The sequence below is a fragment of the Methylobacterium nodulans ORS 2060 genome (assembly GCF_000022085.1).
Lineage (GTDB): Bacteria > Pseudomonadota > Alphaproteobacteria > Rhizobiales > Beijerinckiaceae > Methylobacterium > Methylobacterium nodulans.
Genome location: NC_011894.1, coordinates 7458592 through 7477656, shown reverse-complemented (window position 1 = coordinate 7477656; position 19065 = coordinate 7458592). Strand labels below are relative to the sequence as shown.

Here is a 19065-nt window from a genome sequence, read left to right as displayed (position 1 = left end):
TCCGGTGCCCGCAATACTCCTCCGCCGGCGCCCTTGCCCACCCCCTTGCCCACCCCTCGGCCCCGCTACCACCCGCTAAATCTCGTCGATCTCGTCCCGCGGGGTGGCGCTGAGTTCCGCCCAGTCGAGTTCCTCCTCCAGGCGGAAGAACGCGTCGTCGCCGATCGTGCCCTTCTCCCGCAGGCCGAGGATGGTCCGGCGCGCGGCCTCGATCGCCCGCCGGCGCGGGGCATCGGCCGGCAGCGTCCCGGGGGCGCGGCCCTCGCGGTCGCGTTCGGCCTCGCTCAGCGCCGCCGCGAATTCGTGACGCAGGGCCTCCGCGTGGGGCGAGCGCTCCCGGGACAGGCTCCTGACCGCCGCCCGATAGGCCTCGGCCCGGGCGAGCCCGACCTCGCGGCCGACGGGGTCGTCGTCCCGCAGCGAGAACCACGCGAGGAGCGGACGCAGGGTCAGGCCCTGGATCACCAGCGTCCCGAGCACCACGCTGAAGGCGGTCAGAACCACGAGGTCGCGGTGCGGAAAGGCCTGCTCGCCCCCTTCCGGCAAGGCCAGGGCGAGCGCGACCGTGACGACGCCGCGCATGCCGCACCACGCGACGGTGGTGCTGCCGCTGAGGCTCGCGGGCTCCGGGCCGACCGGACCGGTCAGAGGGCGCAGGAGCCGCCCCGCGGCGCCCGCACCCATCACCCAGGCGATGCGCACCAGCACTGCGGTCAGGAAAACCACGCCGGCCACCACGGCATAGCGGCTGCGCTCCTCGGGCGACAATCCTTCCAGGATCGGGCCGATCTGCAGCCCGATCAGCACGAAGGCGAGCACGTTGAGGACGAAGACCGCCGTCTCCCAGACCGCATAGGAGGGCACCCGCAGATGCGCGGGCGTGGTCGCGGGCGAGACGCGCGCCACCGTGATGGCGAAGCTCACCACCGTCAGCACGCCCGACAGGCCGATCCGCTCTGCGAACAGCCACACGCCGAAGGTGGAGACGAACTGCAGCACGATGGCGCTCGGCGCATCGGAGAACCAGCGCAGCCCCCGGATGTAGAGCCACGCCAGGACCGGGCCGGCCACCACGCTGCCGATCACGCCGACCAGGAAGGTCGGCACCACGTCCTGAGCCGCGAAGCTGCCGCTCACGGCCGCCGGCACGGCGAGGCGGTAGATCAGCAGCGCGGAGGCGTCGTTGAACAGGCTCTCGCCCTTGAGGATGGTGACGAGCCGGTGGGGCAGGGGCACGTGGCGCAGCACGGAGAGGGCCGCGACGGCGTCGGGTGGCGCCACGATGGCGCCGAGCGCGATGCAGGCGGCCAGCGGCATGTCCGGCATGAGCCAGCGCACCGCGACCGCGACCGCCGCCGTGGTGACCCCGACGGCCCCGAGCACGAGCCCGGCGATGGAAAGCCAGTTGGCGCGCAGGTCGCGCAGCGAGGTGGCGTAGCCTGCGTCGAGCAGCACGGGCGCGAGAAAGAGCGCGAGCGCGAGATCGGGGTCGAGCCGCAGCTGCGGGACGGCATCCACGAAGGCGAGCCCGGCACCGCCGAGCGCCAGGAAAGCCGGGAACGGCGCCCCCATCCGCCGCGCCAGAGCCGCCAGCAGCACCGCGACCAGCAGGACGCCGACAATCCATTCGAAGACGACCATGATCTCCGCAACCTTCGGGATGCGGGAGATAGGGCGGGCTTGGCAGGTCTGAAGCGTCGGAGGAGCGATCGCGGGCGGATGGGCGCCCGGATGGTCTCGCGCGCCGAAGAGGGCTGAGGGACCGGAGTCTCAGCGAGGCGACTCAATCGAACCTAACCTAACGTGCGTGGCAGCCGCCCCGCTCCTCATGCTGAGGTGGCCGGTGGCGCTGCCATCCGGGCGGACTTGCGGCCGGTTTCATCCCTCAGGGTCGGCCCGGCCGCTGCCAGACCGCCCGGCTGCGCCTTGCGCGGATTTGTCGATCCCGCACAGGATTGAAGATCCTCATCCGTTGCAGGGGCCGAGACGCCTCAGCCGGCCAGCGCCTGCAACTCCCGCACGATGGCATCGCCCATCTCGCTCGTGCCGACGGCGTTCGCGCCGGGGCCCGCGATGTCCCGGGTCCGCACGCCTGCCGCGAGGGTGCGGGTGATCGCGCCGTCCACGAGGTCCGCGGCCTCGCCGAGGCCGAAGGAGTAGCGCAGGGCCATGGCGAGCGAGCCGATCATGGCGATCGGATTGGCGAGGTTCTGCCCGGCGATGTCGGGGGCCGAGCCGTGGACCGGCTCGTAGAGGGCGCGGCGGGTGCCGTTCTCGACCGCGCCGAGCGAGGCCGAAGGCAGCATGCCGAGCGAGCCCGTGAGCATCGCGGCCACGTCCGACAGGATGTCGCCGAACAGGTTGTCGGTGACGAGCACGTCGAACTGCTTCGGGTTGCGCACGAGCTGCATGGCGCAGTTGTCGGCGAGCACATGCTCCAGCGTGACGTCGGAGAACTGCTCCGCATGGACGCGGGTGACGACCTCCTTCCAGAGGACGCCGGTCTTCATCACGTTGTGCTTCTCGGCCGACGAGACCTTGTTGCGGCGCTTGCGGGCGAGGTCGAAGGCCACCCCCGCGATGCGCTCGATCTCGCCCGAGGTGTAGATCTGGGTATCGACGGCGCGCTTGCTGCCGTCCTCCAGGGTGACGATCTCCTTGGGCTCGCCGAAATAGACGCCGCCCGTCAGCTCGCGGACGATGACGATGTCGAGCCCCTCGACGAGCTCGCGCTTGAGGGCCGAAGCCTCGGCGAGCGCCGGATAGCAGATCGCCGGACGCAGATTCGCGAACAGGCCGAGATCCTTGCGCAAGCGCAGCAGGCCCGCCTCCGGGCGGATGGCGTAGGGCACGTTCGCCCATTTCGGCCCGCCGACCGCGCCGAACAGCACCGCGTCGGCGGCCCTGGCGCGGTCGAGGGCGGCGTCGGTCAGCGGCACGCCGTGGGCGTCGATCGCGGCGCCGCCGACGAGGTCGGTCTCGGTCTCGAAGGAGGCGATGCCGCGGCCGGAGAGCCAGCCCAGCACCTTCTCGACCTCGCGCGCCACCTCAGGGCCGATGCCGTCGCCGGGAAGGAGCAGGATCTTGTGCGTGGCCATGGCGTGTTCCGGGATGCTGGAGTGAAGGGTGGTCAGGTGATGCGGTTTCCGGACGATCCGTTCGGAAAGCGTATCACCAAGCCCGCGCGGCGCGGAGCAGAGCTCCGCGCCGGCGTGAGCGAAGCCGAAATCCGCATTGCCGCGCGATTGCGACAGCAATCGCCGAGCAATCAACCGGATTTCGGATGAGAGGGCCGTCAGGTCTTGCGGGCGACGGTGAAGCGGGCGGCCTCGCGCAAGGTCGCGGCTGCCTCGCCCCAGGGGGCGAGCGCCGCCTCGCAGACGGCGACCAGCCGCTCGCATTCGGCGCGGGCGCCGTCGAGGCCGAGCCGGTCGACGAGGGTCGCCTTGCCGGCCTCCTTGTCCTTGCCGGTGCGCTTGCCCATGGCCTCGGAGGAGGCCTCGCGGTCGAGGATGTCGTCGGCGACCTGGAAGGCCTGGCCCAGCGCCCGGCCATAGGCGAGGAGCGCGGCGCGCTGGTCCGGATCGGCGCCGCCGACGATCGCCCCTGCATCGACCGAGACCGCGAGCAGCGCGCCGGTCTTCATCGCCTGGAGCTGGAGCGTCGCGTCGACATCGAGATTGGCCGGCCCGAAGCGGCCCTCCGCGCCGAGGTCGAGGAGCTGCCCGCCCACCATGCCGCCGAGGCCCGCGGCCCGGGCGAGGCCGAGCACCAGCTCGGCCCGGACGCGTGCATCGGGCTGCCAGACCGGATCGGCCAGGATCTCGAAGGCGAAGGTCAGGAGCGCGTCGCCGACCAGGATCGCGGTCGCCTCGTCGAAGGCCCTGTGGACCGTGGGCTTGCCGCGGCGCAGGTCGTCGTTGTCCATCGCCGGCAGGTCGTCGTGCACCAGCGAATAGCAGTGGACGAGCTCGATGCCGCTGCCCGCCGCCAGGGCTCCCGCATAGGGGCCGCCGAGCATGCGGGCGGTCTCGATGGTCAGGAAGGGGCGCAGCCGCTTGCCGCCCCCGAGCACCGCGTGCCGCATGCCCTGCATCAGCCGCACCGGCCGGGTGATCTCGCCGGGGCCGGCCGCATCGCCGAGCCGCTCGTTTAGGAAGCCCTCGACCGCATCGGCGACTGCCGTGAGCCGGGCGGGGAAATCCGCGCCGGTCGGATAGCCGCCGACGGCTGATCCGTGCGAAGGACCATGGGCATCGGTCTGGGGATGGCCCCGGTTCTCGGCCGGCCCGGCCTGCAGTGACGTCATGATGGAAGCCTCGGTCCAGGGAACGGGGGAGGGCGGGATTCAGGAGACGCGTGCCGCGCCGAGGGACGACGAGGCCCGCCCGCCCGCGGCGGCGCCGGCGGGCCGGGCGCCGCGGCTGCGCCGCCTCGTGCGCCTCCTCGTCCTCCTGCCCGTCATGGCGATCGTCCTCGTTCTGATCCTGGCGCTCGTCTATCGCGCAGTGGATCCGCCCTCAACCCTGATGCTTGGCCGTTGGCTCACCGCACGGCCCGTGGAGCGCGACGCCGTCCCGCTCGCCGCCATGGCGCCGTCCCTCGTCCAGGCGGTGGTCGCCTCCGAGGATCAGCGCTTCTGCCTGCATGGCGGGGTCGACTGGGAGGCGCTGGGACAGGTGGTGAGCGACGAGGACGGGCCGAGCCGGGGCGCCTCCACGGTCACCATGCAGACGGTGAAGAACGTCTTCCTGTGGCCGGGCCGCTCCTACCTGCGCAAGGCGATGGAGATCCCGCTCGCCCTCGTCGCGGACCAGATCTGGGGCAAGCGGCGCACCATGGAGATCTACCTCAACGTGGCCGAGTGGGGCGACGGCATCTACGGGGCGGAGGCCGCTTCGCGCCATTGGTTCGGCAAGAGCGCCCGCGACCTGACGCGCAGCGAGGCGGCCCTCCTCGTCGCCTCCCTGCCCAACCCGGCCGCGCGCAACCCGGCGCGCCCCTCGCGCGGGCTGAAGGCCCTGGCCGGGCGGCTGCAGAGCCGGATGGCCCGCATCGGCCCTCTGTCCGCCTGCGCGCGGCCCTGACCCCCGGAACGCGGGTGGCGCCCCGCCGATTCCCCGCTTAGAGAGCGGGCCGACCCCCACAGGAGGCAGCATGTTCACACTCGAAATCGACGGAACCCCGATCGCCGTCATCCGGGCGAGCGAGGCACGGGCCCGCGAGCTCCTCGACGTGGAGGGCTTCAAGGACGACCTGCGCACCATGACGAGCGAGGGACGCCCCCTGTGGTCGGGCAATGCCGCGCAGCTGAAGCTCCGGCCCTCGACCGAGGAGGAGATCGAGACCTTCGACGATGCCATGGAGGAGGACGAGGAGTTCGAGCACGAGCCGGACGATTCCGGAACCGGTGCAGCGGCGAACTCGGCCGACACCGAGGATGACGAGCCGGAGGACGTCGATATCCTGTTCCTGGTCGACATCGACGACGAGGCGGAGCACTGATCCCGCAGGCCCTGCAGCGCCGACGTCGCTCATTCAGGCGCGGGGAACCCCTCTGGGAGAGGGGAGGCCGCGCCAATCGTCGCCGGCCGCAGAAGCACGGCACTCAGGAGCGGTGACGATCTCCACGCTCTTTGGGTAAAGCCTCGCCATTGACAGGGCCGGGGCCGGCCCGCCTGCGCGGCGGTCGGTCCCTGCATCGTGACGGCGGCGAGGAACCGGGCCGGACGGATCGGCCGCTCCACGCTCACCGTCGACAAGGGCCGCCCGGAGACGCCGGTCGGCGTCTGCCGGACCGGCGTGACGAAGACGGGCCCCCCACCTTCCGGTGGGGGGCCCGCGACTTACGTCCCGGACGAGGATCTCCGGGTGCTCTTCGTGTCGAGCGACGCGGCCAGCGGGCGCCCGCCCGGCGATCAGGCGCCGAGCTTGCGGCGGCGCTGCCCGAGCGTGCGCAGCCGCAGCGCGTTGAGCTTGATGAAGCCGGCCGCGTCGCGGTGGTCGTAGGCCACCGCGCCCTCCTCGAAGGTGACGAGGTCCTGGTCGTAGAGGGAGTTCGGGCTTTCGCGGCCGATCACGTGCACGCCGCCCTTGTAGAGCTTCAGCCGCACCGTGCCGGTGACCATCTCCTGGCTCTTGTCGATCAGCGCCTGGAGCATCTCGCGCTCGGGCGAGAACCAGAAACCGTTGTAGATCAGCTCGGCGTAGCGCGGCATCAGCTCGTCCTTGAGGTGGGCTGCGCCGCGGTCGAGGGTGATCGACTCGATCGCCCGGTGAGCCGGCAGCAGGATGGTGCCGCCGGGCGTCTCGTACATGCCGCGGCTCTTCATGCCGACGAAGCGGTTCTCGACGAGGTCGAGGCGGCCGATGCCGTTGGCGCGGCCGAGTTCGTTGAGCTTGGCGAGCAGGCTCGCGGGCGAGAGCCGCGTCCCATCGATCGAGACCGCATCGCCGCGCTCGAAGCCGATCGTGATCTCGGTCGGGGTATCGGGCGCCTCCTCGGGCGACAGCGTGCGCGAATAGACGTAGTCCGGCACGGTCTGGGCCGGATCCTCCAGCACCTTGCCCTCAGAGGAGGCGTGCAGGAGGTTGGCGTCCACCGAGAAGGGCGCCTCGCCCCGCTTGTCCTTCGCGATCGGGATCTGGTGCTGCTCGGCGAAGGCGATCAGCGCCTCGCGGGAGCGGAAATCCCATTCGCGCCAGGGGGCGATCACGGTCACGTCGGGCTTGAGCGCATAGTAGCCGAGCTCGAACCGGACCTGGTCGTTGCCCTTGCCGGTGGCGCCGTGCGCGACCGCGTCGGCCCCGACCTTCTCGGCGATCTCGATCTGCTTCTTGGCGATCAGCGGCCGGGCGATCGAGGTGCCGAGCAGGTAGACGCCCTCGTAGACCGCGTTCGCCCGGAACATCGGAAAAACGTAGTCGCGGACGAATTCCTCGCGCAGGTCCTCGATGAAGATGTTCTCGGGCTTGATCCCGAGCAGCTCCGCCTTGCGCCGGGCGGGCTCGAGCTCCTCGCCCTGGCCGAGATCGGCCGTGAAGGTGACCACCTCGCAGCCATAGGTGGTCTGGAGCCACTTGAGGATGATCGAGGTGTCGAGGCCGCCCGAATAGGCGAGCACGACCTTCTGCACGCGCTTCTGGGTCTTGTCGGACATGGGGATACGGGGCCTCGGCTGGCGGTGGGTGTGCGGAGAGGCGGGCCTTATCAGCCGAGCCCGCCGGGGTGCAACCGCCACGACCTCGCCGCGCTTCTTCCGCATGGCGGAGCAAGGCCCGGCCCCGCGCTTGTGGCGGGGAAGGTCCGGAGCGAAGCTCGAGGACACACGCGAAGGAGGACATCCGCATGCCGCGCCGGCCCACCCTCGAATTCTGGTTCGAGTTCGCGTCGACCTACTCCTATCTCGCGGCGATGCGGATCGAGGCGCTGGCGGAGGAAGCCGGGGTGGGCCTGCGCTGGCGGCCCTTCCTGCTCGGGCCGATCTTCGCGGGGCAGGGCTGGACCACCTCGCCCTTCAACCTCTTTCCCGCCAAGGGCCGCGCCATGTGGCGCGACCTCGCCCGCGAGGCCGCGCGGCTCGGCCTCCCACCCATCCGGCGGCCCGCCGACTTCCCGCAGAACAGCCTCGCGGCGGCGCGGGTCGCCAGCTACGGGGCGGACCAGCCCTGGATCGGCCCCTTCACCCGGGCGGTGTTCGAGGCGGAGTTCGCGCGCGGCCAGTCGATCGCCGAGCCCGCCGCGATCTCGGCGCTGCTCAACGGCCTCGGACTCGACGGGCCGGCCATCCTCAAGGCGGCGACCTCCGAGCCGAACAAGAGCCGGCTGCGCGTCGTCGGCGAGGAGGCGAAGTCCCGCGGCATCTTCGGAGCCCCGACCTTCCTCACCGAGGACGGCGAGTTGTTCTGGGGCAACGACCGCCTCGAGCAGGCCCTCGCCTGGGCGACGGGGGACCGCCCGCCGGGCCTCGCGTGAGACGGTTTATCGATGATCGGCTCGCCCGGCCTCCTCTCGCCCGCTCTCCCTGTCCCGGGCGCATATAGCGGCAGCGGAATGCGACCCGGGACCCGGATCTCCTTCCGCTGCTGCGGCAGTCGTCCGGGAAAGTGGGAGCGGGAAGGGGCGGAGAACCCGCGATCCGGTCCGCGAAGGATCCCGTTCGCATCCCGTCTCATCGCGCCCCCTTAAGCAACGCCGGCATCCGCAAGGCGAAACCATCGACCGGATGTCGAATGAGAGGCAACGGGCCGCCATCTTCCGGCCAAGCCGCTGCGCCACACCGGACGGGCAATCGCCGGATCACCCCCATGCCGCTCTCCCGCCGCTCCCTCCTTGCCGCGCTCCTGACCGCGGCGCCCGCCGCCCGGGCCACGGAGGGTCAATGGTTCCCGCTCACGGGCGACGACGGCCGTCCCGTGGCGAATACCCGGCTTCCGGGCGAGCTCGCCTCGGAGATCGCGGAGCTTCCGGGCATCACCTGGGTCGGCAGCGCCGAACCGGCGGTGACGCTCTACGAGTTCTTCGACTTCAACTGTCCCTGGTGCCGGGCGGCGGCGCGCGACCTCTCCGGCCTCCACGCCGCCAGCCCGACCCTGCGGATCGGCCTCGTCCACAACCCGATTCTCTCGCCCCGCTCGGCGCAGGCCGCCAAGGTCGCGCTCGCCCTGCAGCGCCGGGCGGGCTCGGGCGCGGCCTTCGCCCTCTACGGCGCCCTGCTCGGCCGCAGCGGGCCGATCGACGGCCCGCGCGCCCTCGAAGCCGCCCGCGACCTCGGCCACGACCGCGCCGCCCTGGAGGCGGAGGCCGATTCGGACCTCGTCGGCCGGGCGCTCGCCGGGCAGATGCGGCTCGCCGCCAATCTTGGCCTTTCGGCCACCCCGTCCTACGTCGTGGGGACGACCGCGCTCCTCGGCCATCCGGGCGGGCGGACCCTGGCGCGGGTGCTCGCAGCAGTCGAGACCTGCGACTCCGTCCTGTGCGGAGCGGAGAGCCCGGGCTGAGGCGGGACTTGAGGCATCCCGCCGAGCCACCCCCAACGCGCTCAACTCCCTGCCGAATGGCGGGCCTCCAGCCCCCCGGGCGTCGCCTTGCGCCCCCCGTGAACCCATGCTAGGCCCGCGCCGCGCCGGGAAGGGGGGCAGTGTCCGGTCCGGCGTCTTCCCATCATCGACGGGCCGCGCCGCCGCCACGCCTGCGACCGGCGGAAGCGGAACCCGGCGGGCCAGGTAGAGAGAGAGCGCTGGTGGCTCAGAACGGATCGGAATCGGGTTCCACCCTGGGCGGCGTCGCGGGGCGCTACGCCTCGGCCCTGTTCGAACTGGCGCGCGAGGAGCGCGCCGTGGACGCAGTCTCCGAGGGGCTCGACCGGTTCGACGCGCTGCTCAAGGAGAGCGCCGACCTGCAGCGCCTCGTGAGGAGTCCGGTCTTTACCTCCGAGGATCAGGTCAAGGCCATCGACGCGGTGCTCGCGCGCGCCGGGATCACGGGCCTCGCCGCCAACTTCATCCGCCTCTCGGCCGCCAACCGCCGCCTCTTCGTCCTGCCCGACATGATCCGGGCCTTCCGGGCGCTGGTGCGCGAATCCAAGGGCATCGTGCAGGCCGAGGTGCGGCTCGCCGAGACGCCCTCCGACGCGGTGCTGGAGGAGATCAAGGCGTCGCTGCGCGACGTGGCCCGCGCGGAGGTCGATGTCGACCTGCGCATCGATCCGAGCCTGATCGGCGGCATCGTGGTCAAGGTCGGCAGCCGCATGGTCGACGCCTCGCTGCGCACCAAGCTCAACAGCATCCGCCTCGCGATGCGGGACGCGCGCTGACGGCCCTTAAGCCTTCAGCGCCCCCGCTTCCTCGATAAACCCGAACGAGAGACGATCCGACCATGGACATCCGAGCCGCTGAGATCTCCGCGATCCTGAAGGAGCAGATCAAGAACTTCGGCCAGGAGGCCGAGGTCACCGAGGTCGGACAGGTCCTCTCCGTCGGCGACGGCATCGCCCGCGTCTACGGCCTCGACAAGGTCCAGGCCGGCGAGATGGTCGAGTTCGAGTCGGGCGTGCGCGGCATGGCCCTCAACCTCGAGCAGGACAATGTCGGCGTCGTGATCTTCGGCGTCGACCGCGACATCAAGGAAGGCCAGACCGTCAAGCGCACCGGCGCCATCGTGGACGTGCCGGTGGGCAAGGGCCTGCTCGGCCGCGTCGTCGACGCGCTCGGCAACCCGATCGATGGCAAGGGCCCGATCGTCGCCAGCGAGCGCCGCCGCGTGGACGTGAAGGCGCCGGGCATCATCCCGCGCAAGTCCGTGCACGAGCCGATGGCGACCGGCCTCAAGTCCGTGGACGCCCTGATCCCGATCGGCCGCGGCCAGCGCGAGCTGATCATCGGCGACCGCCAGACCGGCAAGACTGCGATCGCCCTCGACACGATCCTGAACCAGAAGCCGGCCCATGAGGGCTCGGACGAGAAGGCCAAGCTCTACTGCGTCTACGTCGCGGTGGGCCAGAAGCGCTCGACGGTCGCCCAGTTCGTGAAGGTGCTGGAGGATAACGGCGCCCTCGAATACTCGATCGTCATCGCGGCCACCGCCTCCGACCCGGCCCCGATGCAGTTCCTGGCGCCCTTCTCGGGCTGCGCTATGGGCGAGTTCTTCCGCGACAACGGCATGCACGCCGTGATCATCTACGACGACCTGTCCAAGCAGGCCGTCGCCTACCGCCAGATGTCGCTGTTGCTGCGCCGTCCGCCGGGCCGCGAGGCCTATCCGGGCGACGTGTTCTACCTGCACTCCCGGCTCCTGGAGCGCGCGGCCAAGATGGGCGACGCGGCCGGCGCCGGCTCGCTCACCGCGCTGCCGGTCATCGAGACCCAGGCGAACGACGTCTCGGCCTACATCCCCACCAACGTGATCTCGATCACCGACGGCCAGATCTTCCTCGAGACCGACCTGTTCTACCAGGGCGTGCGCCCGGCGGTGAATGTCGGCCTCTCGGTGTCGCGCGTCGGCTCGGCCGCGCAGACCAAGGCGATGAAGAAGGTCGCCGGCAAGATCAAGGGCGAGCTCGCGCAGTACCGCGAGATGGCCGCCTTCGCGCAGTTCGGCTCGGATCTCGATGCGGCGACGCAGCGCCTGCTCAACCGCGGCTCGCGCCTGACCGAGCTCCTCAAGCAGCCGCAATTCTCGCCGCTGAAGATGGAGGAGCAGGTCGCGGTGATCTATGCGGGCGTGAACGGCTACCTCGATCCGATCCCGGTCAACCGGGTGCGGGCCTTCGAGGACGGGCTGCTCGCCACCCTGCGCGGCAAGCATGCGGACCTTCTGGAGGCGATCCGCGCCTCCAAGGATCTCAGCGACGAGTCGGCGGCCAAGCTGAAGGGCGTGGTCGAGGCCTTCGCCAAGTCCTTCGGTTGAGACCGGCACGAGCCCCGAGGGACCCCCGATGGCGAGTCTGAAGGACCTGCGCAACCGCATCGCCTCGGTGAAGGCGACCCAGAAGATCACCAAGGCGATGCAGATGGTGGCGGCGGCCAAACTCCGCCGCGCGCAGAATGCGGCGGAGAATGCCCGCCCCTACGCGGAGCGCATGGCCGCCGTTCTCGGCAACCTCGCCACCAACCTGACGCCCGGGGCGGAGACGCCCCGGCTCCTGGCAGGGACCGGGGCGGACCGGGTGCATCTGCTCGTCGTCTGCACTGCGGAGCGCGGCCTCTGTGGCGCCTTCAACTCCTCGATCGCGCGGCTTGCGCGCGATCACGCCCGCCGCCTCGTGGCGGAGGGCAAGACCGTCAAGATCATCTGCGTGGGCAAGAAGGGCTACGACATCCTGCGCCGCGAGTTCCGCGACCAAATCGTCGAGCTGATCGAGCTGCGCGGCGTGCGCCAGCTCGGCTTCGAGAACGCGGAAGCGGTCACCGAGAACCTGCTCAACCGCTTCGAGGCGGGCGAGTTCGACATCGCGACCCTGTTCTACTCGCGCTTCCGCTCGGTGATCGCTCAAGTTCCGACCGCTCAGCAGATCATCCCGGCCGAGATCTCGCCGGCGTCCGAATCGGCGCAGACCGACGCGGCCTACGAGTACGAGCCGGAGGAGGGCGAGATCCTGGCGGCCCTGCTCCCGAAGAACCTCACCGTCCAGATCCTCCGCGCGCTCCTGGAGAACGCCGCCTCCGAGCAGGGCGCGCGCATGAGCGCCATGGACAGCGCAACCCGCAACGCCGGCGAGATGATCAAGAAGCAGACGCTGGTCTACAACCGGACCCGTCAGGCCATGATCACCAAGGAGCTGATCGAGATCATCTCCGGCGCCGAGGCGCTCTGACCGCACACTTCAGGGAATCCTTCAGATGGCGAATACTGCGACCCCCGGCGCCGGCTCGAACAAGGTCGGTCACATCACCCAGGTCATCGGCGCGGTCGTCGACGTGCAGTTCGACGGCCACCTGCCCGAGATCCTGAACGCCCTCGAGACCAAGAACCAGGGCAACCGCCTCGTCCTCGAAGTCGCCATGCAGCTCGGCGAGAACACCGTGCGCTGCATCGCCATGGACACCTCCGAGGGCCTGGTGCGCGGCCAGGAGGTCACCGATACGGGTGCCCCGATCAGGGTGCCGGTCGGCGCCAACACGCTGGGCCGCATCATGAACGTGATCGGCGAGCCGATCGACGAGGCCGGCGAGATCGCCGCCGAGAGCTACCGCGCCATCCACCAGCCGGCCCCGACCTACGCCGAGCAATCCACCGAGGCGCAGATCCTCGTCACCGGCATCAAGGTCGTGGATCTCCTCGCCCCCTACGCCAAGGGCGGCAAGATCGGCCTGTTCGGTGGCGCCGGCGTCGGCAAGACCGTGCTGATCATGGAGCTCATCAACAACATCGCGAAGGCCCATTCGGGCTACTCGGTCTTCGCGGGCGTGGGCGAGCGGACCCGTGAGGGCAACGACCTCTACCACGAGATGATCGAGTCCAAGGTGAACATGGACCCGAAGGAGCACGGCTCCGCCGAAGGGTCGAAATGCGCCCTGGTCTACGGCCAGATGAACGAGCCCCCGGGCGCCCGCGCCCGCGTCGCGCTCACCGGGCTGACCGTCGCCGAGCATTTCCGCGACGAGGGCCAGGACGTGCTGTTCTTCGTCGACAACATCTTCCGCTTCACGCAGGCGGGCTCGGAGGTGTCGGCGCTTCTGGGCCGCATCCCCTCGGCGGTGGGCTATCAGCCGACCCTCGCCACGGACATGGGCGCGCTCCAGGAGCGCATCACCACCACGAACAAGGGCTCGATCACCTCGGTCCAGGCGATCTACGTGCCGGCCGACGACCTGACCGACCCGGCGCCCGCCACCTCCTTCGCCCACCTCGACGCCACGACCGTGCTGTCCCGCTCGATCGCCGAGAAGGGCATCTACCCGGCGGTGGACCCGCTCGACTCGACCTCGCGCATGCTCTCGCCGACCATCCTCGGCGAGGAGCACTACAACGTCGCCCGCCGCGTCCAGCAGGTGCTGCAGCGCTACAAGGCGCTCCAGGACATCATCGCCATCCTGGGCATGGACGAGCTGTCCGAGGAGGACAAGCTGACGGTGGCCCGCGCCCGCAAGATCGAGCGCTTCCTCAGCCAGCCCTTCCACGTCGCCGAGGTGTTCACCGGCTCGCCGGGCAAGCTCGTGGCCCTCGAGGACACGATCAAGGGCTTCAAGGGCCTGGTCGAGGGTCAGTACGACCACCTGCCGGAGGCGGCCTTCTACATGGTGGGCACCATTGAGGAGGCGGTCGAGAAGGCCCAGCGCCTCGCCGCCGCCTGATCGGCACCGCGGATCGTCACGGTCGGCCGGGGATCGGGCTCGCGCCCGGTCCCCGTTCTGCGAACGAAACCGGGCACGCCCGAAACCGGAACTGACCTCATCCCATGGCCACTTTCCAGTTCGACCTCGTCGGCCCCGAGCGGGTCCTCTATTCGGGCCCGGTCGATGCCGTGCAGCTGCCCGGCTCCGAGGGCGAGATGACGGTGCTGCCGGGCCACGCGCCCGTGCTGACCACGCTCAAGACCGGCGTCCTCGTCATCACCGAGGGCCCGCAGCACGGAAAGCGCGTGCTGGTGCGCGGCGGCTTCGCCGAGATCAACGCCACCGGCCTCACCGTCATCGCCGAGCGGGCGACGCCGGTCGAGGAGCTGACCTCCGAGAGCATCGACGCGGAGATCATCGCCGCCGAGACGCATCGCGACGCCACCGATGATCTCGACAAGCGCCGCGACATCGACATGGCCATCGCGCAGCTGCGCGAATCGAAGGAAGCGCTGAAGTTCTGAAGTATGTCCAGGAGACATGGACACCGGCTCCCCGGCACCTCGTCTCCGTCCAGACATCCGATCAATCAAGGGCTGATCCCGTCTCCGAACTGCTCGTTCGGAGACGAACTCATTGAGCCCGCGCGGCGCGGAGCTCTGCTCCGCCCCTGTCCCGGGCGCATGCAGCGTCAGCGGAATGCAACCCGGGACCCAGCACAGGAAGTCGCGCAGCGACCGCTTGTCAGCGCCGGTGCTGGAAGATTGAGCCGCTTCGCGGCAACTCACCGTGCTGGATCCCGGATCTCCTTCCGCTGACGCTCCGGTCGTCCGGGACAGGGCGGAGACCGTGTCATCGCGCCCCCTTCAGCGAAGCCGTCGACCGGATGTCGGATGGATCAGCCTCCGGCGCCGGCCTCCTGGCAGCGGATCAGCCGCGTCGGGCTCGCCGAGGCCTCCGGCACCACCGGCTGGAACACGCCGGTCTCGGGATCGCGCACCCGAAGCTCGCCGGTCGCGATGCCGAAATGCGCCCCGTGCAGCTGGAGCCTGCCCTTCTCGACCAGGATCCGCACGCACGGAAAGGTCATCAGGTTCTTCAGGCTGTTGGCCACCGTCGCGTATTCCAGCTGCTCCAGGTAGTCGGGCCCGTCGCCGGAGCCGATCCGCTCGGCCGCAGGCGCAATCAGCGACACCCAGCGGCCGATGAAGTCGCCCGGCGAGAGCGGCGCCGCAGAATCCGCGAAGGCCCGCACGCCGCCGCAGCGGGCATGGCCCAGCACCACGATGTGCTTCACCTTGAGCGCCTGCACGGCGTACTCAAGGGCCGCCGAGGTGCCGTGATACTCGCCGCCCGTCTCGAAAGGCGGCACCAGATTGGCGACGTTGCGCACCACGAACAGCTCGCCCGGTCGCGCATCGAAGATCACCTCCGGCGAGACCCGGCTGTCGCAGCAGCTGATGACCATGATCTCGGGGCTCTGCCCCTCTGCGAGCGATTCGTAGCGACCGCGCTCGCGGGCGAAGCGGTCGTCCAGGAAGGCGCGGTAGCCTTCGGTGAGCGTATGGGGAAGCATGGGCCGGCTCATCGGTTGGGACGGGCGGTGTGAGTGGCGAGCCTGCCCGGGGCACTGCCCCGGGACCCCGGCAGAGGGACCAAGTCCCTCTGCACTCCCATCTAGGCTGCCCCCTCGCCCCAGACGAGTTGGACTTCCGTCACCGTCTCTCCCGCCGCGATCCGGCGGGCGAGGGCCGCAAGGCCGACCGGCTCGACGCGCTCCCGGGTGGCTTCGAGTTCGTCGAGCGGCCACCAGCGGGTGCCGAGCACCGGGTTGTCCTCCGTCTCGGCAAGGCGGGACGTGTCGATGCCGTCGCTCGGCAGGCGCACCACGAAGTAGCGCTCACGGGCGATGCGGGGCTTGATGAACAGCGTGAACGGCCCCTCGCAGCGGGCGACCAGCGGCCCGATCGGCGCGTCGGTCACGCCGATCTCCTCCTCCAGTTCGCGCCGGCAAGCCTCCTCGGGCGTCTCACCGGGCTCGATTCCGCCGCCCGGCATGAACCAGAAGCAGCGTTCGCCGGGCCGCGCCGGATCCACGTCGCGCACCGCCTGATAGGCGATGAGGAGCAGGCGGTTCTGCGGGTCGAAGACCAGGGCGCGGGCGATGTCGCGGGTCGGCAGGGTCATGGCGGAGCCTCGTGCGGGAGGAGGGTCCAGATCGCGGCGGACAGGCCATGCGCGTCGCGCTCCGGCGGATCGGGATAGGACACCCCGCATCCGCGCGCGATCCCCCGCGCAACGACGAGGGCGGCCAGGGCGTCGAGAAGGTCGTCGGGCTTGGCGCCCCGCGGCGGCGGGCCGGCGACGACCGCCTCCGGCAGGCCGGAGCGCCGCAGCAGCGCCCGGCGCTCGGCCATCCCGCCGGCCTTGCGCTTCGCTTGAGCGAGCGGCACGCCCCCGTTGAGGCTCGCGAAGGCGAGTTCGGGGTGGACCTCGTAGATGCGCTCGCGCAAAGCCGGGCGCGTCCGCAGAAGCCCGTCCACCGCGCGGATGCGGGGGAAGATGGCGTTGGCGGGCGGAGAAGGAGCGAAGGGCTGCAGCCCCGGCTGCCGGGCGAGCGCGATCGCCGCCGTGTAGTCGGCCGCATAGACCACCGCCCGCGACGAGGTCGGGAAGACGGAGCCGCGGCGCGGGCCGAGGAGCGGGCGCACGAGCTGCTCGGCGGCGCGCCCGCCCGCACCGACCTGCTCGGGCAGCCCGATCGGGATGTCGACCGCGACGACGGCCGGCGCCTCCGGCGCGTCGCAGATGGCGGCTAGGTCCGGCAGGATGCGGACGACGACGCGGGAGGGGTCGTCGAGGGCCTGGAACGCGGCGATCCAGCCGCCGGGGCATCCGTCGACCCCCGCGACCCAGGCGGGCACGCTTACGAAGCGTCTTTCACCGGGCAGCCATAGGGCTGCACGGTCTTCACCGCCATGGGCCGGCCGGCGGCCCCGCAGCCCAGGACCGCGCCGGACAGCGGCAGGATGGCGAGGGCGGCGCGGCGCTTCGTCCGCATCGGATCATCACTCCTTGGCGGAAGCCGGCGCGTCGAGGGCGGCGGCGCGGCGCGGCGGCGCGAGGCTCTCCAGCGCGGCGAGCACGGTCGATTCGGTGAGGATCTGCGGCAGCACCTGCGCGTCGCCGGGGCCCCGATAGAGCAGGTAGAGCGGCACGCCCGAGCGGCCATGCGCCTCAAGCACCCGCGTGATCTCGGGGTTCTGATTGGTCCAGTCGCCCTTCAGATAGACGACGTCGCGGGCGCGGAACGCCTGCCGGACGGCGGCCGTGGACAGGGAGGTGCGCTCGTTCACCTGGCAGGTGATGCACCATGCCGCCGTCATGTTCACGAAGACCGGTCGGCCCTCGGCCAGGAGCCCGTCGAGCCGCGCCTGAGTGAAGGGCTCGGGCCCGCCCGCCACCGCGACGGGGACCGCCTGCGCGCGGTCGCGGTCGAGGGCCGCGACGAGGATGCCGAGCGCCAGCACCCCGAGCACGGCTGCCCCTTGTGCGAGGCTTCTGCCCCAGGGACCCGCCTGGCGGGCACGTTCCAGCATCCAGGCGCAGAAGCCCACAAGGACGAGGCCGATCAGCGCCAGGAACAGGCCGCCCGGGCCGACCTGCTGGCTGAGCACCCAGACGAGCCACGCCACCGTCGCGTAGAGCGGGAAGGCGAGGAAGCCCCGGAGGGTCTCCATCCAGGGACCGGGCCGCGGCAGGCGCCGGATTGCGGCGGGCCAGAGGGTGAGGAGCAGGAAGGGCAGGGCGAGCCCGAGCCCGAGCGCCGCGAAGACCGCGAGGCTTAAGGTTGCTCCTTGCGTGAGGGCGAAACCCACCGCCACCCCCATGAAGGGCGCCGTGCAGGGCGTCGCCACGACGGTGGCGAGGACGCCGGTGAAGAACGAGCCTTCGAGCCCCGCCCGCCGCGTGAGCCCGTCGCCGATCCCGACGAAGCGCCCGCCGAGATGCACCACGCCCGACAGGCTTAAGCCCAGGGCGAACAGCCCGTAGGCGAGGCTCGCGACGACGAGGGGCGATTGCAGCTGGAAGCCCCAGCCGATCTGCGCGCCGCCGGCCCTGAACCCGACGAGCAGCGCGGCGAGGCCGAGGAAGGACGCCAGCACCCCCGCCGTGTAGGCGAGCCCGTGCAGGCGCACCCGCCCGGGGCTCTCGCCCGCCTGCCGCACCAGCCCGAGCACCTTGATCGACAGGACCGGGAACACGCAGGGCATCAGGTTGAGGAGGATGCCCCCGAGAAAGGCGAGAAAAGCTGCCTGCCACAGGCCGGCGGGGGCTTCCGGCGCCGCCGGCGCCGAAACCGGGGGAGATACCGCGGCAACGGCTTGCGCCGGCGCCTCGCCGAGCGCGAAAGCATGCCGGACCGGGCCGCTGCCCGTGTCCTCGGTGAGCGCCAGCACCCCATCGAGGCGCTCGACCGGCTCGGACGGGTTCAGGCTGCTGCGCTTGAGCCCGAGATGGAGCCCGCCCGCATCGACGGAGACATCCTGCGGGGCCGCGTGCTCGATCACCGTCTCGGAATAGGGGAAGAAGGCGACGTCGCGGATGGCCTCCCCCTTGAGGCCGGGCGCGTCGAGATGGAGGGTGAGCGTGTCGCCCGCGGCGGTCACCCGGGAGGGCCAGGGGGAGGGCTGCGGGAGCTGCGCCCGCGCGGCCTCGAACAGGTCGCGCTGACGGGGATCCGGCCGCACGCTAGTGCCCGGCGGCGCGACCGGCAGCGTGGCCGACACATTCGCCTCGCCCGGAATGCACTCGCGCTCGCAGACGAGGTAGGAGACCTTCGCGCGCAAGGTGACGGAGCGGGTATCGAGCGTCGCGGGCGGCGTCAGCGTGGCGGTGAGGAGCGTCTTGCCCTCATAGCCGAAATTGACGAGCTCCGAGACCGGGATGCGCGCGGGCACCGGCCACGCGATCGCACCCGCCGCGAAGCCCGGCGGCAGGGCCCAGGCGATCTCGGGGGCAAGGCCGGAATCGCCCGGATTGCGCCAGTAGACGTGCCAGTGCGGCTTCATCACCAGCCGCACTCCCACCGTGAAGGGCTGGCCCGCCGCCACCGCCCCGGGCTCGGCCACGAGTTCGGCCCGCACGAGGTCGGCGTACTTCGGGTTTATCCGCGGCGCCTGCGCGGCGGCGGGCAGGGCGGCGAGAGCCGCGATCGCAACGAGGAGCGACGGGACGTGGCGCATCGGAACCTTCCTGGTTCCCCATAGCGGCACTCCGTGGCGGGGG

General features: G+C 71.1%; 19 protein-coding genes. 10 read left to right on the top strand and 9 right to left on the bottom strand.

Features of this window, described 5'->3' with window-relative positions:
• Positions 1–75: 75 nt before the first annotated feature.
• Together MNOD_RS34985 and leuB are read right to left on the bottom strand one after the other, a co-directional pair.
• Entirely contained in the window at positions 76–1641 is a 1566-nt protein-coding gene (locus MNOD_RS34985; RefSeq protein WP_015933686.1) for a cation:proton antiporter, read from the bottom strand.
• A gap of 350 nt (positions 1642–1991) precedes the next feature.
• Positions 1992–3098 carry a 3-isopropylmalate dehydrogenase gene (leuB, locus tag MNOD_RS34980; RefSeq protein ID WP_015933685.1) on the bottom strand — a complete coding sequence of 369 codons (1107 nt, stop codon included), beginning with the start codon at positions 3096–3098 and terminating at the stop codon, positions 1992–1994.
• A 21-nt stretch (positions 3099–3119) separates the two neighbouring features.
• On the opposite strand from leuB, the gene MNOD_RS47400 reads away from it, so the two are divergent.
• On the top strand, positions 3120–3287 hold the full coding sequence (locus tag MNOD_RS47400; RefSeq protein WP_157091628.1) for a hypothetical protein: 168 nt from the start codon (positions 3120–3122) through the stop codon (positions 3285–3287).
• An 8-nt stretch (positions 3288–3295) separates the two neighbouring features.
• Here the strand turns inward: MNOD_RS47400 and MNOD_RS34975 are convergent, their stop codons facing one another.
• Positions 3296–4309 carry a polyprenyl synthetase family protein gene (locus MNOD_RS34975; RefSeq protein WP_015933684.1) on the bottom strand — a complete coding sequence of 338 codons (1014 nt, stop codon included), beginning with the start codon at positions 4307–4309 and terminating at the stop codon, positions 3296–3298.
• Here MNOD_RS34975 and mtgA point away from each other — a divergent pair.
• Entirely contained in the window at positions 4308–5087 is a 780-nt protein-coding gene (gene mtgA / locus MNOD_RS34970; RefSeq protein ID WP_043749966.1) for a monofunctional biosynthetic peptidoglycan transglycosylase, read from the top strand. The genes MNOD_RS34975 and mtgA overlap by 2 nt on opposite strands.
• A 70-nt stretch (positions 5088–5157) precedes the next feature.
• Complete coding sequence (locus MNOD_RS34965) at positions 5158–5505, top strand: hypothetical protein (protein ID WP_015933682.1); 348 nt, start codon at positions 5158–5160, stop codon at positions 5503–5505.
• 413 nt (positions 5506–5918) lie between these two features.
• Here MNOD_RS34965 and MNOD_RS34960 read toward each other — a convergent pair whose 3' ends face one another.
• Positions 5919–7160 carry an argininosuccinate synthase gene (locus MNOD_RS34960; RefSeq protein WP_015933681.1) on the bottom strand — a complete coding sequence of 414 codons (1242 nt, stop codon included), beginning with the start codon at positions 7158–7160 and terminating at the stop codon, positions 5919–5921.
• Positions 7161–7348: 188 nt separating this feature from the next.
• Here MNOD_RS34960 and MNOD_RS34955 point away from each other — a divergent pair, with 188 nt between their 5' ends.
• The 7 genes from MNOD_RS34955 to MNOD_RS34925 all read left to right on the top strand — a co-directional run bounded on the left by MNOD_RS34955 (position 7349) and on the right by MNOD_RS34925 (position 14300).
• Entirely contained in the window at positions 7349–7975 is a 627-nt protein-coding gene (locus tag MNOD_RS34955; RefSeq protein ID WP_015933680.1) for a 2-hydroxychromene-2-carboxylate isomerase, read from the top strand.
• A gap of 332 nt (positions 7976–8307) precedes the next feature.
• Complete coding sequence (locus MNOD_RS34950) at positions 8308–9000, top strand: DsbA family protein (protein WP_015933679.1); 693 nt, start codon at positions 8308–8310, stop codon at positions 8998–9000.
• Between the two features lie 242 nt (positions 9001–9242).
• The gene (locus MNOD_RS34945; RefSeq protein WP_015933678.1) at positions 9243–9815 is read left to right on the top strand and encodes a F0F1 ATP synthase subunit delta; all 573 of its coding nucleotides are present in this window, start codon (positions 9243–9245) and stop codon (positions 9813–9815) included.
• Positions 9816–9877: 62 nt separating this feature from the next.
• Positions 9878–11407: a F0F1 ATP synthase subunit alpha gene (gene atpA, locus MNOD_RS34940; protein WP_015933677.1), complete on the top strand. Its 1530-nt coding sequence runs from the start codon at positions 9878–9880 to the stop codon at positions 11405–11407.
• A 28-nt stretch (positions 11408–11435) separates the two neighbouring features.
• Positions 11436–12314 (top strand): F0F1 ATP synthase subunit gamma, encoded by an 879-nt coding sequence (locus MNOD_RS34935; RefSeq protein ID WP_015933676.1) that lies wholly within the window; start codon positions 11436–11438, stop codon positions 12312–12314.
• A 25-nt stretch (positions 12315–12339) separates the two neighbouring features.
• The gene (gene atpD, locus MNOD_RS34930) at positions 12340–13794 is read left to right on the top strand and encodes a F0F1 ATP synthase subunit beta (protein WP_015933675.1); all 1455 of its coding nucleotides are present in this window, start codon (positions 12340–12342) and stop codon (positions 13792–13794) included.
• Positions 13795–13898: 104 nt separating this feature from the next.
• On the top strand, positions 13899–14300 hold the full coding sequence (locus MNOD_RS34925) for a F0F1 ATP synthase subunit epsilon (RefSeq protein ID WP_015933674.1): 402 nt from the start codon (positions 13899–13901) through the stop codon (positions 14298–14300).
• 374 nt (positions 14301–14674) lie between these two features.
• On the opposite strand, the gene MNOD_RS34920 is transcribed toward MNOD_RS34925, so the two are convergent.
• The 5 genes from MNOD_RS34920 to MNOD_RS34905 all read right to left on the bottom strand — a co-directional run bounded on the left by MNOD_RS34920 (position 14675) and on the right by MNOD_RS34905 (position 19022).
• Positions 14675–15352: a carbonic anhydrase gene (locus MNOD_RS34920; protein WP_015933673.1), complete on the bottom strand. Its 678-nt coding sequence runs from the start codon at positions 15350–15352 to the stop codon at positions 14675–14677.
• A 101-nt stretch (positions 15353–15453) separates the two neighbouring features.
• Entirely contained in the window at positions 15454–15963 is a 510-nt protein-coding gene (locus MNOD_RS34915; protein WP_015933672.1) for an NUDIX hydrolase, read from the bottom strand.
• On the bottom strand, positions 15960–16700 hold the full coding sequence (locus tag MNOD_RS34910) for a DUF429 domain-containing protein (protein WP_015933671.1): 741 nt from the start codon (positions 16698–16700) through the stop codon (positions 15960–15962). Before MNOD_RS34910 ends, MNOD_RS34915 begins: the two co-directional genes overlap by 4 nt.
• 2 nt (positions 16701–16702) lie before the next feature.
• On the bottom strand, positions 16703–16837 hold the full coding sequence (locus tag MNOD_RS50185) for a hypothetical protein (RefSeq protein WP_015933670.1): 135 nt from the start codon (positions 16835–16837) through the stop codon (positions 16703–16705).
• A 7-nt stretch (positions 16838–16844) separates the two neighbouring features.
• A complete protein-coding gene (locus MNOD_RS34905; RefSeq protein WP_015933669.1) occupies positions 16845–19022 on the bottom strand; it encodes a protein-disulfide reductase DsbD family protein in 2178 nt (725 codons plus the stop codon).
• Between the last annotated feature and the right edge of the window lie 43 nt (positions 19023–19065).

What these genes read in the sequence shown, in the direction of transcription:
- MNOD_RS34985 (WP_015933686.1), bottom strand. Translation starts at nt 1,641, where the DNA reads ATGGTCGTCTTCGAATGGATTGTCGGCGTCCTGCTGGTCGCGGTGCTG.
- leuB (WP_015933685.1), bottom strand. Translation starts at nt 3,098, where the DNA reads ATGGCCACGCACAAGATCCTGCTCCTTCCCGGCGACGGCATCGGCCCT.
- mtgA (WP_043749966.1), top strand. Translation starts at nt 4,308, where the DNA reads ATGATGGAAGCCTCGGTCCAGGGAACGGGGGAGGGCGGGATTCAGGAG.
- MNOD_RS34975 (WP_015933684.1), bottom strand. Translation starts at nt 4,309, where the DNA reads ATGACGTCACTGCAGGCCGGGCCGGCCGAGAACCGGGGCCATCCCCAG.
- MNOD_RS34965 (WP_015933682.1), top strand. Translation starts at nt 5,158, where the DNA reads ATGTTCACACTCGAAATCGACGGAACCCCGATCGCCGTCATCCGGGCG.
- MNOD_RS34960 (WP_015933681.1), bottom strand. Translation starts at nt 7,160, where the DNA reads ATGTCCGACAAGACCCAGAAGCGCGTGCAGAAGGTCGTGCTCGCCTAT.
- MNOD_RS34955 (WP_015933680.1), top strand. Translation starts at nt 7,349, where the DNA reads ATGCCGCGCCGGCCCACCCTCGAATTCTGGTTCGAGTTCGCGTCGACC.
- MNOD_RS34950 (WP_015933679.1), top strand. Translation starts at nt 8,308, where the DNA reads ATGCCGCTCTCCCGCCGCTCCCTCCTTGCCGCGCTCCTGACCGCGGCG.
- atpA (WP_015933677.1), top strand. Translation starts at nt 9,878, where the DNA reads ATGGACATCCGAGCCGCTGAGATCTCCGCGATCCTGAAGGAGCAGATC.
- MNOD_RS34935 (WP_015933676.1), top strand. Translation starts at nt 11,436, where the DNA reads ATGGCGAGTCTGAAGGACCTGCGCAACCGCATCGCCTCGGTGAAGGCG.
- atpD (WP_015933675.1), top strand. Translation starts at nt 12,340, where the DNA reads ATGGCGAATACTGCGACCCCCGGCGCCGGCTCGAACAAGGTCGGTCAC.
- MNOD_RS34925 (WP_015933674.1), top strand. Translation starts at nt 13,899, where the DNA reads ATGGCCACTTTCCAGTTCGACCTCGTCGGCCCCGAGCGGGTCCTCTAT.
- MNOD_RS34920 (WP_015933673.1), bottom strand. Translation starts at nt 15,352, where the DNA reads ATGCTTCCCCATACGCTCACCGAAGGCTACCGCGCCTTCCTGGACGAC.
- MNOD_RS34915 (WP_015933672.1), bottom strand. Translation starts at nt 15,963, where the DNA reads ATGACCCTGCCGACCCGCGACATCGCCCGCGCCCTGGTCTTCGACCCG.
- MNOD_RS50185 (WP_015933670.1), bottom strand. Translation starts at nt 16,837, where the DNA reads ATGCGGACGAAGCGCCGCGCCGCCCTCGCCATCCTGCCGCTGTCCGGC.
- MNOD_RS34905 (WP_015933669.1), bottom strand. Translation starts at nt 19,022, where the DNA reads ATGCGCCACGTCCCGTCGCTCCTCGTTGCGATCGCGGCTCTCGCCGCC.